Raw genomic sequence first — 14,235 nt, forward strand, 5'->3', positions numbered from 1 at the left:
ACCTGCGTGCCCGCTCGGTAGGCTGACCGGATGCGCCGCATCATCATCCTCGGATCCACCGGCTCGATCGGCACGCAGGCGCTTGACGTCGTGCGCGCCAACCCGGGACGCTTCGAGGTCGTCGGACTTGCCGCAGGTACAGATCGCGCGACGATGGAGGCCCAGGCCGCCGAGTTCGGGGTGGAGCACACCGCGCTGGGAGCGGATGAGGCCGAGGCGCTGGTGCGCGATGTCGAGACAGATGTCGTGCTCAACGGGATCACGGGCTCGGTGGGCCTCGGGCCCACGCTCGCAGCGCTGGAGTGCGGCCGCACGCTCGCGCTCGCGAACAAGGAGTCCCTGATCGTCGGGGGTGACCTCGTGTCGCGAATCGCGGCGCCCGGCCAGATCGTGCCCGTCGATTCGGAGCATTCCGCGATCGCCCAGTGTTTGCGCGGTGGGGCAGCGCACGAGGTGCGGCGTCTCGTACTCACGGCATCCGGCGGTCCGTTCCGCGGGCGCTCCCGCGCCCAGCTCGAGGCCGTGACGCCCTCTCAGGCGCTCGCGCACCCGACGTGGGATATGGGCCGGATGGTCACGACGAACTCAGCGACCCTCGTCAATAAGGGTCTGGAAGTCATCGAAGCCCACCTGCTGTTCGATGTCCCGTACGACGACATCGACGTCGTCGTGCACCCGCAGTCGATCGTGCACTCGATGGTCGAGTTCGTGGACGGCTCGACGTTGGCGCAGGCGTCGCCGCCCGACATGCGACTGCCGATCGCGCTGGGGCTCGATTGGCCCGACCGTGTCGGCGGCGTCGGGCGCCCGCTCGATTGGACCACGGCGACGTCCTGGACATTCGAGCCGCTCGACGAGAAGGCTTTTCCCGCGGTCGCGCTCGCCAAGCGGGTCGGTCGTGCCGGCGGCACCTACCCCGCGGTCTACAACGCGGCGAACGAGCAGGCTGTGGATGCGTTCCACGAGGGGCGCCTCGGGTTCACCGGCATCGTCGACACCGTGGCGCGCGTCGTGGACGCGCACGAGGCGCCGGATGCCCTCACCCGAGAGAGCCTCGCCGACGCCGAGGCCTGGGCTCGCCGTACCGCGGATGCCGCGATCGCCGCTGCATCCTGAGGCAGTCGTTTCGGTGTCGTCGCTCGTTGAGCGAGGAGCTCAGCGACGGGTCGAAACGTGTGTGCGTGTCAGTCGGGGTAGGGGACCGGCCAGTGCGGCTCCGGCACCGGCCAACCGCGCGCCTTGAGCGCCCGCCTCGCGAGCTCGCGCGCCGAGTACGGTGTGCGCACACCGCGGATGTCGCGATAGTCCTGATGCCCCGGGCCCGCCCAGAGAATCGCATCGCCCTCGCCGACCATATCGACGGCCGCCTCGATAGCAAGCTCGGGCGGCGAGTACTCGTGGATCTCGGCATCCGGCCGCGCGCGTCGCGCCCCCTCGATCAGGGTCGCGCGGATCGAGTCCGGGTCCTCGAAGCGCGGGTGGTGGTCGGTGACGACGAGGATGTCGCTGCCCTGCACCGCCGTCCGCCCCATGTCGTGGCGTTTGGTGGCATCGCGATCGCCATCCGCGCCGAAGAGCATCAGCACCCGGCCCGGCGTGACGCGGCGCACCGCGGCGAGGGTCTTTTCGAAGGCGTCGGGGGAGTGTCCGAAGTCGACGAACACCGCGGGTCCGCGATCACCCGAGACACGTTCCGTGCGGCCGGGTAGGTACGCATGGATCGTGCCGTCGCGCTCCAGTGCCTGGACGATCCGCTCCCACGAATATCCGGCCTCGCGCAGCATGACGATCGCGAGGCCTGCGTTCGCGGCCATGTGTGGGCCGATGACGGGGACGACGGTGGTCAGGTCGCCGTCGGGGCCGGACAGCGTGAACCGCGTGCCGGCCTGCGTTTCGTCGTGGATCGTGACCGTCCAGTCGGCCGCTGCGGCGGACCCGGGATCGGCGGCGATCGCGGGCGTGCCGATCGTGACGACCGGAATGCCCGAGCTCGTGACGAACTCGGCGCCCGCGGCCGAGTCGAGTGAGACCACACCGCGGCGGGCGCGATCGGGCTGGAACAGGGGCAACTTCGCCTCGAGATAGGCCCGCATGTCGGGGTAGTCGTCGAGGTGATCGTGGGTGAGGTTCGTGAACGCCGCGACGTCGAAGACGAGCCCGTCGACGCGGTGACGGCTCAGCGCCTGAGCGCTCACCTCGACCGCGACTGCCTCGACGCCACGCTCGCGCATCAGGGCGAGGAGGGCGTGGAATTCGGATGCCTCGGGCGTGGTGAGCCGAGAGACGATGACCTCTCCGGCGATGTGCCGCTCGGCGGTGGAACTGAGCCCGACGACCACCCCGAGCTGTTCGAGGATGCCGGCGAGAAGGTGTGACGTGCTGGTCTTGCCGTTCGTGCCGGTCGTGCCGAGCAGGATCGGCAGGTCATCGCCCGGGCCGGTGCCGTAGACCCAGGCCGACAGATCTCCGAGCATCGCGCGCGGATCCTCGACGACGATGATGGGCAGGCCGGCGCTGGCCGCAATGTCCGCGCCCGCGGCATCCGTGATCACGGCGACGGCGCCCTTTTCGGCAACCTGCGTCGCGAACTCGGCGCCGTGTCGGTTGACGCCCCGGATCGCAACGAAAGCTTCGCCCGGGCGCAGATCGGCGGTGGCCAGCGTGATGCCCGAGACCGTGGCGTCGGCGATGTCGCCGTGCACGGCCGTCGCGTACCGGTCGGCGAGTGCCTGCAACGAGCGCACGGGCGGCCGCTCGGGCCGGAGCACCGGCGGAAGCCGCGACGCACCCGGGGTCGAGTCAGACGATGATTCAGAGGCGGGTGTCGTCATGGCGCCTCCATCTAATCAGACGAGTGGACGGATGCCTCGGAGGGAGCACCTCGGCCCGGTCGCCCGCGAGGGACGACCGGGCCGAGGCATCCGGGATCGTACGTTAGCTGCGGGTGCGGCGGAAGGCGAGCAGGGCGACGACGAGCGCGCCGGCGCCGAGAACCAGTCCCGCACCACCCAGCACGATCGGCAGAGCGGATGCCTCCGTCGAGGCGGTCGCGGACGCGTCGGTCATGTCCTCTGCGTCGGAGTCGGACTGCTCCGCGTCCGAGTGATCCGAACCGTGCTCGTCCGAGGTCGCGTCCCCGACGGCGACCGTGGGTGCCGGAGCGTCGAGGGAGTGCGGGTCGACCCCGTCCTCGGCGATCTCGGCCCAGTCGGTGTTGCCCACCTCGCACACCTGGTTCACCGGGAAGGCGAGCGTCTCGCCCGCGGTGTCTTCGGCGTATTGCACACCGAGGACGACGGTCGCGCGGATCCCGTCAGGGACCGGCTCGTCGGCGGTGTAGGTGATCAGCGAAATGGGGCCGTTCTCGCCATCACGCTGCACGTCGATCTGCCATCCTGCTTCGATGGTGGGGTAAACCGAGGCGAGTCCCTCGGGGATCGTGATCTCGAGTGCAGTCGTCGACGACCCGTCGCAACCGTGGCTGAACGCGAAGTTCAGAGTGCCGTAGCCGCCGGCGGTCGCGGCATCCGGTGTCGCGGTGACGTGTGCCTGTGCGGCCAGGGGGGCCGCGACGACGAGCGCCGCCGAGGCGAGGACTGCGGCTGCGGCCCGGGCGCCGAAGCGGCGGCGGGCGGAACGGGTAGGTGCAGGGGTCGTGCTGTTCATGTTCGAAGTTCTCTCTGTGGACGCCGCGCGGCGATGAGCCGCTGCAACGGATTCGTGGGGAACGCGCGAGCGGATTGCCCGGCGGATCATGCGACGAGTGCGTCGCCCCACTGCAGAGGTGGCCCGCGGCGGCGAACAGCGCCCCGACCGAATCGGAAGAGAGGTGCCGGTGCGACCACGAAGCTCGCACGCGGAACCGAGGTGGAGCCGCGCGCGGCGACGGCGGCACGCGCGAGGAGACGGAGGGTCCATGCCGCGATAGCCCGAAGCATCCGTTCGCCGGCGAACAGTGCCAGGAAGGACGCGACGGCAGCGAGCGCGTGCGCGGCGAGCATCGCTGGCGAGGGCAGAACGATCTGAGCGACAGCTCCCGCGGAGTCCATGACGACGTGACCGTGCTGGTGCGTGGCAAGGCTCTGGGTCAGTGAGCCCGCGGACGCACCGGGGCCCGAGGTCAGTGCGAAGACGATGTGAAGAGCCACCTGTGTGATGATCACGGCCGACGCGAGCCCGAGGGGACGGAGCCCCCGACCGACGAGCGCCGTTGTGACCGGCCAGGCGAGCGCAGACACCCCGAGCAGGATCGCGACGCTCGGCGCGGAGCCGCCGCCGATCGTGTGCGAGACGGCAGCGAAGAGAACGGCGATCGTGGCTGCGGCCGAGCCGCGGAGCGCGCGCAGTTGACGTGTGCGCATGCCGGCCCCCATCCGCTCGTTTCGCTGTGCTCCCCGTCAACTTTAGCCGCGTCCTCCAGCCCCTCCGGCCTCACGCAAACGACCCTCGGGGCGCGCTCCAAGCAACCGGCGGTAGCGTGGGCCCGTGACCGTGCTGACTTTCGCCATTGGCTTGCTCGTCATCGTCGTCGGCCTGGCGATCTCCATCGCGTTGCATGAGGTCGGGCACCTGGTGCCCGCCAAGCTCTTCGGTGTGCGCGTCGGTCGATACATGATCGGGCTCGGCCCCACTCTGTGGTCGCGAAAAATCGGTGAGACCGAGTACGGCATCAAGGCTCTTCCGATCGGCGGGTACATCTGGATGTCGGGCATGTACCCCCCGACGCCCGCCGAACGCGAGGCCGAGGTCGCGCGAGTGGGCGCTTATGACGCCGACGCTGACGGAGCGGGAGCGCAGCCGCGCCAGGGCCGTGCGGCGGGAATGTTCGCGGCGATGATCCAGGACGCGCGCGTAGCCAACGAAGAGACGATGATCGGCACCGCCGACACGCGGACCTTCTATCGCCTGCCGGTCTACAAGCGCATCATCATCATGCTCGGTGGCCCGGTCATGAACCTGTTGCTCGCCATCCTGCTCTTCATGCTGGTGTTCAGCGGCATCGGGGTGCAGAGCGCCTCCACCTCCGTCGCCGCTGTGAGCGAGTGCGTCGTCGCGGCCGGATCCGAACAGACCGAGTGCGGCCCGAACGACCCCGCGAGCCCCGCGGCGGCAGCCGGCATCCTTCCCGGCGACCGCATCCTGTCGATCGATGGAACACCCGTCGCGACGTTCGACGAGGCATCCGCCATCATCCGGGACAACCCCGGCACACGCCTGAACTTCGAGATCGAGCGGGACGGTGCACAACAGACCCTCGCGGTCACGCCCCTGCTCGCCGAGCGCCCCGTCTACGACGACGCCGGGCAGCCGGTCGTCGACGCGGACGGCGTGGCGGAGACCCAGGATGTCGGCTTCGTCGGTATCACCCCGGCGAACGAACTGCAGAGTCAGCCGATCTGGACCGGTCCGCAAGCCGCGATCGAGAACGTCGGTGCCGTGGTCGGCATCGTCGCGCAGTTGCCGGTGAAGTTGTACGAGACGGGCGTTGCACTGTTCACCGGCGGCGAGCGTGACCCGAACGGCCCGATGAGCGTCGTGGGCGTTGGCCTGATCGCGGGCGAGGTCGCTTCGACGGATGCGCCGATCCTCAGCCGGATCTCCGTGCTACTCGGGCTGCTGGGCTCGCTCAACATCGCGCTGTTCGTTTTCAACCTGGTGCCCCTGCTACCGCTCGACGGCGGTCACATCGTCGTCGCGCTGTGGGAGGGCGTGAAGAAGGCATGGGCGCGCCTGTTCCGTCGCCCGCCGCCGAAGCCGGTCGATGCGACCAAACTTGTGCCCGTCACGTTCGTCGTCGTGATTCTGCTGATCGGGATGGGCGCGCTGCTGCTGCTGTCCGACGTGTTCAATCCGATCCAGCTGTTCAACTGATGGGCGCGCGCTCGCACGCTCCCTGAGCTTGTCGAAGGGTGCTGCTGGTCACTTCGACAGGCTCAGTGACCGTCGGGTCAGGCGTCGACCGGGGCGAAGGCCTGTGCGATCAAGCGCTCGAGCGTTTCGATGCCGTCGCGCGACAGGATCGATTCCAGATGCCCCTGCACCGACGCATATCCGGGTCCGCGCATCGCATAGACGTCGCCGGATACCGGGTCCGCCGCGATCTCGGTGTGACCGACCCGCGTCGTTCCGGGCTCGACGCTGACCGTGAACGTGTTGTAGAACCCGATCGACGGGCGTTTGCCGAACACGTCGACGCTCAGCTGCAGACCCTGGTGCGGGCGGACCAGCGGCGCCAGGGTCATTCCGAGCGTGTTCGCCAGAATCTGGTGGCTCAAGCACACGGCGAGTAGCGGGCGCCCAGACGCCAGCCGCGCCGACACGATTTCGCGCATGCGGCGCATCCGCGGGCTGTCGTCGAGCGGGTCGCCCGGTCCGGGGCCGGCGATCAGCAACTCTGCATCGGATGCCTCGGCATCTGACACCTCGGACCAATGCGCGATGCGCACGGTCAACCCGAGATGGCGCAACTGGTGCGCGAGCATCGTCGTGAAGCGGTCCTCAGCGTCGACCACGAGCGCGCTGCGACCGACGAACGGGCCCGGGGCGTCGGCATCCTGCGGATTCAACCAGAACGGAGCCAGACGGGAGTTGCGTGAGGCGAGCAGCGTCGCGATCGCCGGGTCCTCCGCGAGAGGCGCGCGCGGCGTGGTCGGCGCATCCGGATCCGCGACGGGTGCGGGCGCACTTTCGCGCGGAACCGCGCCGATCGCACCGAGCAGACCCGCGGCCTTGCCGTGCGTTTCGCCGACCTCGCCATCCGGGTCCGAGTGGCGCACGAGCGTCGCGCCGACCGGAACCCGCAGGCGCCCCTCGACGAGGTAGGCCGTGCGGATGAGGATCGGCGCATCCAGATCGTGTGCGTCGCCGTTCGGGGTGAAGAGCGCGGCCACACCGGAGTAATAGCCCCGGGCACTCGTCTCGTGCCGGCGGATCACCGTGCAGGCGTTCTGCATGGGCGAGCCCGTGACGGTCGGCGCGAACATCGTCTCGCGCAGGATGTCTCGAGGATCGAGCATGCTGCGCCCCCGCAGCATGTACTCGGTGTGCGTAAGCCGCGACATCTCCTTCAGATGCGGACCCGTGATGCGCCCGCCATCCGAGCAGACGGCACTCATCATCTTCAGCTCTTCGTCGACGACCATGAAGAGCTCTTCGGTCTCTTTCGTGTTCTCGAGGAATGCGGCGAGAGCTTCCGGCGTCGAGCCGCCCGCGGGGTGACGGAACGTGCCCGAGATGGGGTTCATCGTGACGACGCCGCCGCTCGCGCTGACGTGCGCCTCGGGACTTGCACCCACCGCGACGTGGCCCGGAGTGACGATCGCGAAGGTCCAGTACGCGCCGCGCTCGTGCTCGAGCAGCGCGCGGAACCAGGTCAGCGCGGTCTCGCGCGGATCGGCGTCTACGCGGGCGGTGAAGTCGCGGCGGATGACGAAGTTCGCTCCCTCACCGCGTCCGATCTCGTCGGCGATCACATCGCGCACGATCTCGGCGTAGTCCTCGTCGGAGACGTCGAACCCGGTGTCGTGCAGGGGCACAGGCGTGGCGGGCAGCACGCGCATCGCTTCGTCCCGAGACACGGTGCCGCGCTCGGCGACGATGATGCATCGAAGCGGTGCTCCATCGTCGTGACACTCGAACCCACGCTCGCGCACCTGGCGGTACGGAACCAGCGCCAGGACCTCCTGCGGGGATCCGTCCGCGTCGACCAAGGGGATGTCGGCAAGCAGCTCGACATCGACGACGGTGCCCGTGAGGACCTCGACATCCGCGCCATCGCGCGCGATCAGAATGAGGGGACGATCCTCCGCGGAGTCGCGCAGGCGCTGCAGCAGCTCGCTGCCATCCGCATCACTGGGGGGGCGATGGCCGGTCATCGTGGGTCCTTCGGCTCGGCCCGGCGGGGCGGTCGCTCAACGAAAAGACCGCCACGGCGGGCGGTCTGGATTCGTGGAAACGCGAACACACCGCCTAAGAGGCGGGCCACCAGGAACGGTTCGCGGACATGCCGTCACGATAGCACGCGCCCGTCGGTGCCTCGGGACTACCGACGGGCAGCGGCCATCCCTATGCTTTCGCCATGAGCGACGATCTTCGCGGGCGTGCCATCAGCAGCCTGAAAGCAAAGAACCACTTCTGGCAGGCACTCATCACTTGGGTGGTGCTGAGTCTGCTGTTCGTCCTGATCTGGGCGTTCTCGGGGGGAATGTCCGGCGGGTTCGAGGGCTTCTGGCCGATCTGGCCGATCGCGGGAATCGCGATCGGCGTCGTGTTCACCGGCATCCGTGCTTTCGGCGCCGGGGCGAGCGGTCCGAGCGAGGGGCAGATTCAAAGCGAGATGAAGCGCCTCTCCGAGTGAGCTGGGAGCGGGCCTCGCCCCCGCGGCACCCGCGTAGGCTGGGTGCGTGCCAGCAGTAAATCTCGGGATGCCGAAGGTGCCGGATGTTCTCGCGCCTCGTCGCAAGAGTCGACAGATCCGCGTCGGCAAGGTGCTCGTCGGTGGCGATGCGCCGGTCAGCGTGCAGTCGATGTGTACGACGCCGACAACCAATATCAACGCCACGCTTCAGCAGATCGCCGAGCTCACGGCATCCGGCTGCGAAATCGTGCGCGTGGCCGTGCCCTCTCAGGACGACGCGGATGTGCTGCACATCATCGCGAAGAAGAGCCAGATCCCGGTCATCGCCGATATCCACTTCCAGCCGAAGTATGTCTTCCAGGCGATCGACGCGGGCTGTGCAGCCGTGCGCGTGAACCCGGGAAACATCCGGAAGTTCGATGATCAGGTCGGCGCGATCGCCGCTGCGGCGAAGGCCGCCGGAGTCTCGCTCCGCATCGGCGTGAACGCCGGTTCCCTCGACCCGCGGCTGCTCCAGAAGTACGGCAAAGCGACGCCCGAGGCGCTCGCCGAAAGCGCTCGCTGGGAAGCATCCCTCTTCGAAGAGCACGACTTCCACGACTTCAAGATCTCGGTCAAGCACAACGACCCGGTCGTGATGGTCAAGGCATACCGTCTCCTGGCCGAGATGGGCGACTGGCCCCTGCACCTCGGCGTCACCGAGGCGGGCCCGGCGTTCCAGGGCACGATCAAGTCCGCAACGGCATTCGGCATCCTGCTCGGCGAGGGGATCGGCGACACCATTCGCGTCTCGCTTTCGGCCCCGCCCGCCGAAGAGGTCAAGGTCGGCCACCAGATCCTGCAGTCGCTGAACCTGCGCGAGCGCAAGCTCGAGATCGTCTCGTGCCCGTCGTGCGGGCGCGCGCAGGTTGACGTCTACACGCTGGCGGACGACGTGACAGAGGGACTGAAGGACATGACCGTCCCGCTCCGCGTTGCGGTCATGGGCTGTGTCGTCAACGGCCCCGGCGAGGCGCGCGAGGCCGACTTGGGCGTCGCATCCGGAAACGGCAAGGGACAGATCTTCGTGAAGGGCCAGGTCATCAAGACCGTCCCCGAGTCGGAGATCGTCGCAACGCTCATCGAAGAGGCGAACCGCCTGGCGGATGAGATGGGCCCGAATGCTGCGCCGGGCACCGCACAGGTCGTCACCGCCTGAGCGGAGCAAGCTGAGCGGGCAAGCCTGACCCCAGGCAACCCCCGAGCTGAGTGAGCCCTGACCCGGGCCACCCGGTTTGGCTCTCAGTTACTCGGCGTTGATGCGCGCGAGAGCCGCCAACGGGATTCCCACCCACGCGGGGCGGTTGCGCTTTTCGTAGACGACCTCGTAAACGGCCTTGTCGGCGACGTATGCCGCGAGCAGGACGCGACGCTCGTGGGCGCTCGCCGCGTCCTCGGTGTGCGGGGTGTCAGCGCCATCGTCGTCCGAGGCCCCGTCGGCCTCCGGGGAACGCAGAGCGGCGACGTATCCGTCGACGAAGTGACTGCGTGCCCGCGACGACCACTCACTTGCCCGTTCGCCCCGCAAAGCCCACTCGTCCTCATCGATGATCCGGCTCGTTCCGGCCAACGACATCTCGACGACACCGGGTGCGTAGTCGAACGAACGCAGCATGCCGGCGACATCTCTCCACGGCGAATCGGGCAGCGCCCGCTCCGCGAAGGGTCGGCCCGGCTCGCCCTCGAAGTCCACGAGGCGCCAACCGCGTGACGTGCGCAGCGTCTGGCCGAGATGCAGGTCGCCGTGCACGCGCTGCACGTCGAGTCCGTCGAGCGCCGCGACCTCGGAGTAGACGGCGCGGAGTCGGTCGGCGTGGGGCTCGATCTCGGGCACCACCCGGAGTGCCTGGTCCAGGCGCTCGCTCATGGCGGCCGCGAGAGCTGCGGTGGCCTCCTGCCCGGTCCGAGCGGCCGGGAAACGCTCGCGAAGCACCGCATGCACCTTGGCGAGGGCTTCGCCGAGGCGCGCGGCCTCTCCCGCGAAATCGCCACCCGAGTCATCCGCTCCCTGTTCGAGATCCGCCAGCAACGTGCGGACACTCGCCATCGCGAGCTCGAACCCGTCGGTGGCGGTGCGGAGGAACTCCTGCAGCATGGCCAGCTGGATGACCTCGCCGTCGACCGTCGCCTCGATCCACCCGTACAGCTCGGCGATGTACTCCGACTCACCCCGCGTGAGCTCCTCGTGAATCTCGATGTCGGGGTTCACTCCCGGGCTGAGCTTGCGGAAGATCTTCATCATCGCGGTGTCGTCGAAACGGACGGACGAGTTGGATTGCTCACCCGTCATCGGCGAGGGGCGCTGCTCGGGATCGAGGGGCTCGCCGCCCGGCAGCCGATGGAACCGCAACCCACCGGCGTCGGCTTGGCCGCTCGCTTCGGCGGCCACGAATGCGTCCAGCCACAGCGCCATGGCGTCGCGGTCGTGCACGGCGTCGTACAGGTGCCGCTGGTGCCCGTCGAGCTCGAGGGCGCCGACGTACGCGTGGCCGATGCGGTCTTCGATGTCGTTGTAGCCCGCCAGCGGCACCTGGTATAGCTCGGTGCCGCCGACCTCGTCGGCATACTCCACGGTGACGAGGTAGACCGTCACGCTCGGCCGCTCGGGTGCCGAGAGCTCAGCGAGCACCCGTGCCTGTGAAACCCGGAACGGGCGTCCCTTCCCGCCGAACCAGCGTGTCCGAACCAGATAGCTCTCCAACAGGGCGTAATCGATGTCGCTCACAGCAACCCCACCTCCTCCGACTCCGTCGCCGGCTCGTGCAGTTGGAACCAGTAGAACCCGTGACCGCCGAGGGTCAACAAGTAAGGCAGCTCGCCGATCCGGGGGAACGGTGCACCACCCACGAGCTCCACGGGCACCATTCCCTCAAAACGGCGCATGTCGAGTTCCACGGGTTGGGGGAACTGCGACAGGTTGTTGACGCAGACGATCACGTCGACAGAGCCGTCTTCGTTGGTGTGTTCGCGCGAATAAGACAGGACGGACGGGTTCGAGCCGCCGAGGTCGTTGAAGCTGCCGAGCCCGAATGCCGGGTGGCGTTTGCGCGCCTGGATCATCTGGCGCGTCCAGTGCAGCAGGGAGGATCGGTCCTCCTGCTGGGCCTCGACGTTGACGGCGAGGTACCCGTAGACCGGGTCCTGGACGATGGGGCGGTCGAGCTTGCCCGGGTTCGCGGTCGAGAATCCCGCGTTGCGATCGGAGGTCCACTGCATGGGCGTGCGGACGCCGTCGCGATCCCCGAGCCAGATGTTGTCGCCCATCCCGATCTCGTCGCCGTAGTAGAGCACCGGCGATCCGGGCAGCGACAGCAGCAGCGCCGTGAACAGCTCGATACGGTCGATGTCGTTATCGAGCAGGGGCGCGAGACGGCGACGGATGCCGATGTTGGCCTTCATTCGCGGGTCTTGGGCATACTCGTTCCACATGTAGTCGCGGTCCTCGTCCGTCACCATCTCGAGCGTGAGCTCGTCGTGGTTTCGAAGGAAGATTCCCCACTGGCATCCGGACGGAATCGATGGCGTCTCGGCAAGGATCTCGCTGATCGGGAAGCGCGATTCGCGGCGTACCGCCATGAAGATGCGGGGCATGACCGGGAAATGGAAGCACATGTGGCATTCGTCGCCCCCGACATCCGGGTCTCCGAAGTAATCGACGACATCGGACGGCCATTGATTCGCCTCGGCGAGCAGCACCCGGCTCGGGTACTCGGTGTCGACGATCTTGCGCACCTTCCGCAAGAACTCGTGGGTCTCGGGCAGGTTCTCGCCGTTCGTGCCCGGCCGCTCGTAAAGGTAGGGGACAGCATCCAAGCGGAACCCGTCTAGTCCCATGTCGAGCCAGAACCGCATGGCGTCGATCATCGCCTCGTGCACCTTGGGGTTGTCGAAGTTGAGGTCGGGCTGGTGCGAGAAGAAACGGTGCCAGAAGTACTGTTTGCGTACCGGATCCCAGGTCCAGTTGCTCGGCTCGGTATCGACGAAGATGATCCGGGCATCCTCGTAGAGCTCGTCGGTGTCGCTCCACACATAGAAGTCGCCGTACGGGCCATCCGGATCGTTGCGGCTCGCCTGGAACCACGGGTGCTCGTCGCTGGTGTGGTTCATGACGAAGTCGATGATCACGCGGATGTCGCGCTCATGCGCCGCATTCAGGAACACCTGGAAGTCCGCCACGGTACCGAGCTCTGGCAGGACCCCGGTGTAGTCGGCCACGTCGTACCCGTCATCGCGCAGGGGCGAGGGGAAGAAGGGCGGGACCCAGAGGCAATCGACGCCGAGCCACTTCAGATAGTCGAGTTTGTCGATCAACCCGCGGAAGTCGCCGGTGCCGTCGCCATCCCCGTCCTTGAAAGAGCGGACGAGCACCTCGTAGAACACCGCGGTCTTGAACCATTCCGGCTCGGGACTGCCCGGCGTATCCGGAAAAGGCTCCTGCGTCATGATCGGGATCGAAGCCGTATACGGGGCGGGCTCTGCGGCGGCAGTCATACGTTCGTCCTCACTCGGATGCGGTCGTCGCTGGTCCTACGCGTACGAGGTGGCAGGCAGACGGTGAACCACCTCTCTAACCTGTCACAGGCGTCCTCATTGCGCGATCCTCCGGGCACCCGTTGCGCGGGCGGCGACCATCGGGTATGCCCTGGTGTGCCCGGCCTCCGCCCGGTCGGCGCGTCGAGCTGTCACGAACCGCTGCATCCGGTCGACATATCGAGCGTTCTCTGACAGCTCGATGCCGCCGATCTAGTAGCGGAGGGCGGCGGGCTCGAGTCGGGATGTCTCGTCGCCGACCAGCGACGTGTCGCGCGGGTCGAGGCGGAGGATCTCGGTGGTGCCCGCGAGCGAGGGCACGTCGATCCAGAAGATGCCCGGACTCCGCGTGGAGCCGAAGAAGTAGGTGCGGTTCGTGAGGTCCGCCGCCGAGCGCCACCACGTCGGATAGACACCGCCGTCAGCGTACGGAGCGCCGTACGGCACCGAGACGTTCGCGATCAACTGCACGACCCCGGCGACGGCCTCGTCGAGGCTCGTGGGCTCGGGCAGATAGTGCAGGAAGTAGGAGGCGCGCACGAACCGATCCTGCGACGTGATGTCGCCTGGCGGAGGCAGCTCGCCACCGAACGGGCGGTAGCGCGAGAGGTTGTCGAGCTGCTGGTCGAGCGTCGGCGAGTTCGCCATCACCGTGAACTCGCTGCCATGGTGCACGACCATCCGTCCATCGATCGGCTCGATGATCGCTGAGTCGCCGGTGCTGTCTTCGAGGGCGATGTGCACGCCGAAGCTCTCGCCGCGGAGGAGAGGAGCGACGATCCGGATGCCTTCCACCGCCGCGACCGCCTCCGCAACGGTGGCGAAGTTGTCGAGCAGGTACTGGACCCACATCGTGTGCGCGACGGCCGGGCGTTGGTCGGGCGCGGGGAACGAGACATCGGTCGGGTCCAGGTACAACGCGTGGGCTGCGAGACCCGCGTCGTTCAGTCCGTCGACCGTGCCGATGCCCCACATGCTGACGACGACGTTGGCGTGCTGCGAGACCCACGTGTGGGATCCGTCCCCCGCGTCGCCCGAGCGTTGCTGCCCGGCGGGGACGTACCAGAGCTCGGATTCGTCGCTGACCGCCCAGTCCATGCACCGGGCGACGGTCTTGGCGACCGGGTTGTCGTTCCAGAAGATGCGGGTGCACACGCGGGTGAACCTACCCGGGAGGCGTGATCGTGGCCCAGCTACGGTCCGCTCACCTGGCAGTAGATGTCGTGTCCGGGGCAACCAACCAGCAACGAGTGCCAGGTGAGCGGGGCGAGCGCGGGGGGCGAGCGGGGACGGGGCGAGCGCGCGGGGGG

The 14,235-nt window shown here is 68.1% G+C and carries 11 protein-coding genes; 4 read left to right on the forward strand and 7 right to left on the reverse strand.

Going from position 1 to position 14,235, the window contains the following annotated elements:
* The first annotated feature begins 30 nt into the window (after window positions 1-30).
* Window positions 31-1,116, forward strand: coding sequence for a 1-deoxy-D-xylulose-5-phosphate reductoisomerase (gene dxr, locus MIC448_RS01350; protein ID WP_036294890.1), 1,086 nt, complete (start codon window positions 31-33; stop codon window positions 1,114-1,116).
* 68 nt (window positions 1,117-1,184) lie between these two features.
* Here dxr and MIC448_RS01355 read toward each other — a convergent pair whose 3' ends face one another.
* From MIC448_RS01355 to MIC448_RS01365, 3 genes are all read right to left on the reverse strand, one after another.
* Window positions 1,185-2,831, reverse strand: a complete 1,647-nt coding sequence (locus MIC448_RS01355) for a Mur ligase family protein (protein WP_199484392.1) — start codon at window positions 2,829-2,831, stop codon at window positions 1,185-1,187.
* A gap of 103 nt (window positions 2,832-2,934) precedes the next feature.
* Window positions 2,935-3,666 (reverse strand): YcnI family protein, encoded by a 732-nt coding sequence (locus tag MIC448_RS01360; protein ID WP_036294892.1) that lies wholly within the window; start codon window positions 3,664-3,666, stop codon window positions 2,935-2,937.
* Between the two features lie 86 nt (window positions 3,667-3,752).
* A complete protein-coding gene (locus MIC448_RS01365) occupies window positions 3,753-4,361 on the reverse strand; it encodes a hypothetical protein (protein WP_144237953.1) in 609 nt (202 codons plus the stop codon).
* Window positions 4,362-4,485: 124 nt separating this feature from the next.
* Between MIC448_RS01365 and MIC448_RS01370 the strand changes: the two genes are divergently transcribed.
* Window positions 4,486-5,871 carry an RIP metalloprotease gene (locus MIC448_RS01370; protein WP_036294894.1) on the forward strand — a complete coding sequence of 462 codons (1,386 nt, stop codon included), beginning with the start codon at window positions 4,486-4,488 and terminating at the stop codon, window positions 5,869-5,871.
* Window positions 5,872-5,948: 77 nt separating this feature from the next.
* On the opposite strand, the gene MIC448_RS01375 is transcribed toward MIC448_RS01370, so the two are convergent.
* Window positions 5,949-7,874 carry a chorismate-binding protein gene (locus MIC448_RS01375; RefSeq protein WP_036294897.1) on the reverse strand — a complete coding sequence of 642 codons (1,926 nt, stop codon included), beginning with the start codon at window positions 7,872-7,874 and terminating at the stop codon, window positions 5,949-5,951.
* A gap of 203 nt (window positions 7,875-8,077) precedes the next feature.
* Between MIC448_RS01375 and MIC448_RS01380 the strand changes: the two genes are divergently transcribed.
* Complete coding sequence (locus tag MIC448_RS01380) at window positions 8,078-8,356, forward strand: 2TM domain-containing protein (RefSeq protein WP_036294901.1); 279 nt, start codon at window positions 8,078-8,080, stop codon at window positions 8,354-8,356.
* A 46-nt stretch (window positions 8,357-8,402) separates the two neighbouring features.
* Window positions 8,403-9,554, forward strand: coding sequence for a flavodoxin-dependent (E)-4-hydroxy-3-methylbut-2-enyl-diphosphate synthase (gene ispG / locus MIC448_RS01385; RefSeq protein WP_181003414.1), 1,152 nt, complete (start codon window positions 8,403-8,405; stop codon window positions 9,552-9,554).
* An 87-nt stretch (window positions 9,555-9,641) separates the two neighbouring features.
* Here the strand turns inward: ispG and MIC448_RS01390 are convergent, their stop codons facing one another.
* The 3 genes from MIC448_RS01390 to MIC448_RS01400 all read right to left on the reverse strand — a co-directional run bounded on the left by MIC448_RS01390 (window position 9,642) and on the right by MIC448_RS01400 (window position 14,080).
* A complete protein-coding gene (locus MIC448_RS01390; protein WP_036294905.1) occupies window positions 9,642-11,120 on the reverse strand; it encodes a phosphotransferase in 1,479 nt (492 codons plus the stop codon).
* Entirely contained in the window at window positions 11,117-12,838 is a 1,722-nt protein-coding gene (treS, locus tag MIC448_RS01395; protein ID WP_243419831.1) for a maltose alpha-D-glucosyltransferase, read from the reverse strand. The genes MIC448_RS01390 and treS overlap by 4 nt, the downstream gene beginning before the upstream one ends.
* A gap of 300 nt (window positions 12,839-13,138) precedes the next feature.
* The gene (locus tag MIC448_RS01400) at window positions 13,139-14,080 is read right to left on the reverse strand and encodes a linear amide C-N hydrolase (RefSeq protein ID WP_036294908.1); all 942 of its coding nucleotides are present in this window, start codon (window positions 14,078-14,080) and stop codon (window positions 13,139-13,141) included.
* Window positions 14,081-14,235: the final 155 nt, after the last annotated feature.

This window comes from Microbacterium sp. C448, from assembly GCF_000582705.2.
Classification (GTDB): domain Bacteria; phylum Actinomycetota; class Actinomycetes; order Actinomycetales; family Microbacteriaceae; genus Microbacterium; species Microbacterium lacus_A.

Excerpts from the sequence above, each read along its gene's own strand:
- MIC448_RS01355 (WP_199484392.1), bottom strand. The coding sequence starts at position 2,831 with ATGACGACACCCGCCTCTGAATCATCGTCTGACTCGACCCCGGGTGCG.
- MIC448_RS01360 (WP_036294892.1), bottom strand. The coding sequence starts at position 3,666 with ATGAACAGCACGACCCCTGCACCTACCCGTTCCGCCCGCCGCCGCTTC.
- treS (WP_243419831.1), bottom strand. The coding sequence starts at position 12,838 with ATGACGCAGGAGCCTTTTCCGGATACGCCGGGCAGTCCCGAGCCGGAA.
- MIC448_RS01365 (WP_144237953.1), bottom strand. The coding sequence starts at position 4,361 with ATGCGCACACGTCAACTGCGCGCGCTCCGCGGCTCGGCCGCAGCCACG.
- MIC448_RS01380 (WP_036294901.1), top strand. The coding sequence starts at position 8,078 with ATGAGCGACGATCTTCGCGGGCGTGCCATCAGCAGCCTGAAAGCAAAG.
- dxr (WP_036294890.1), top strand. The coding sequence starts at position 31 with ATGCGCCGCATCATCATCCTCGGATCCACCGGCTCGATCGGCACGCAG.
- MIC448_RS01375 (WP_036294897.1), bottom strand. The coding sequence starts at position 7,874 with ATGACCGGCCATCGCCCCCCCAGTGATGCGGATGGCAGCGAGCTGCTG.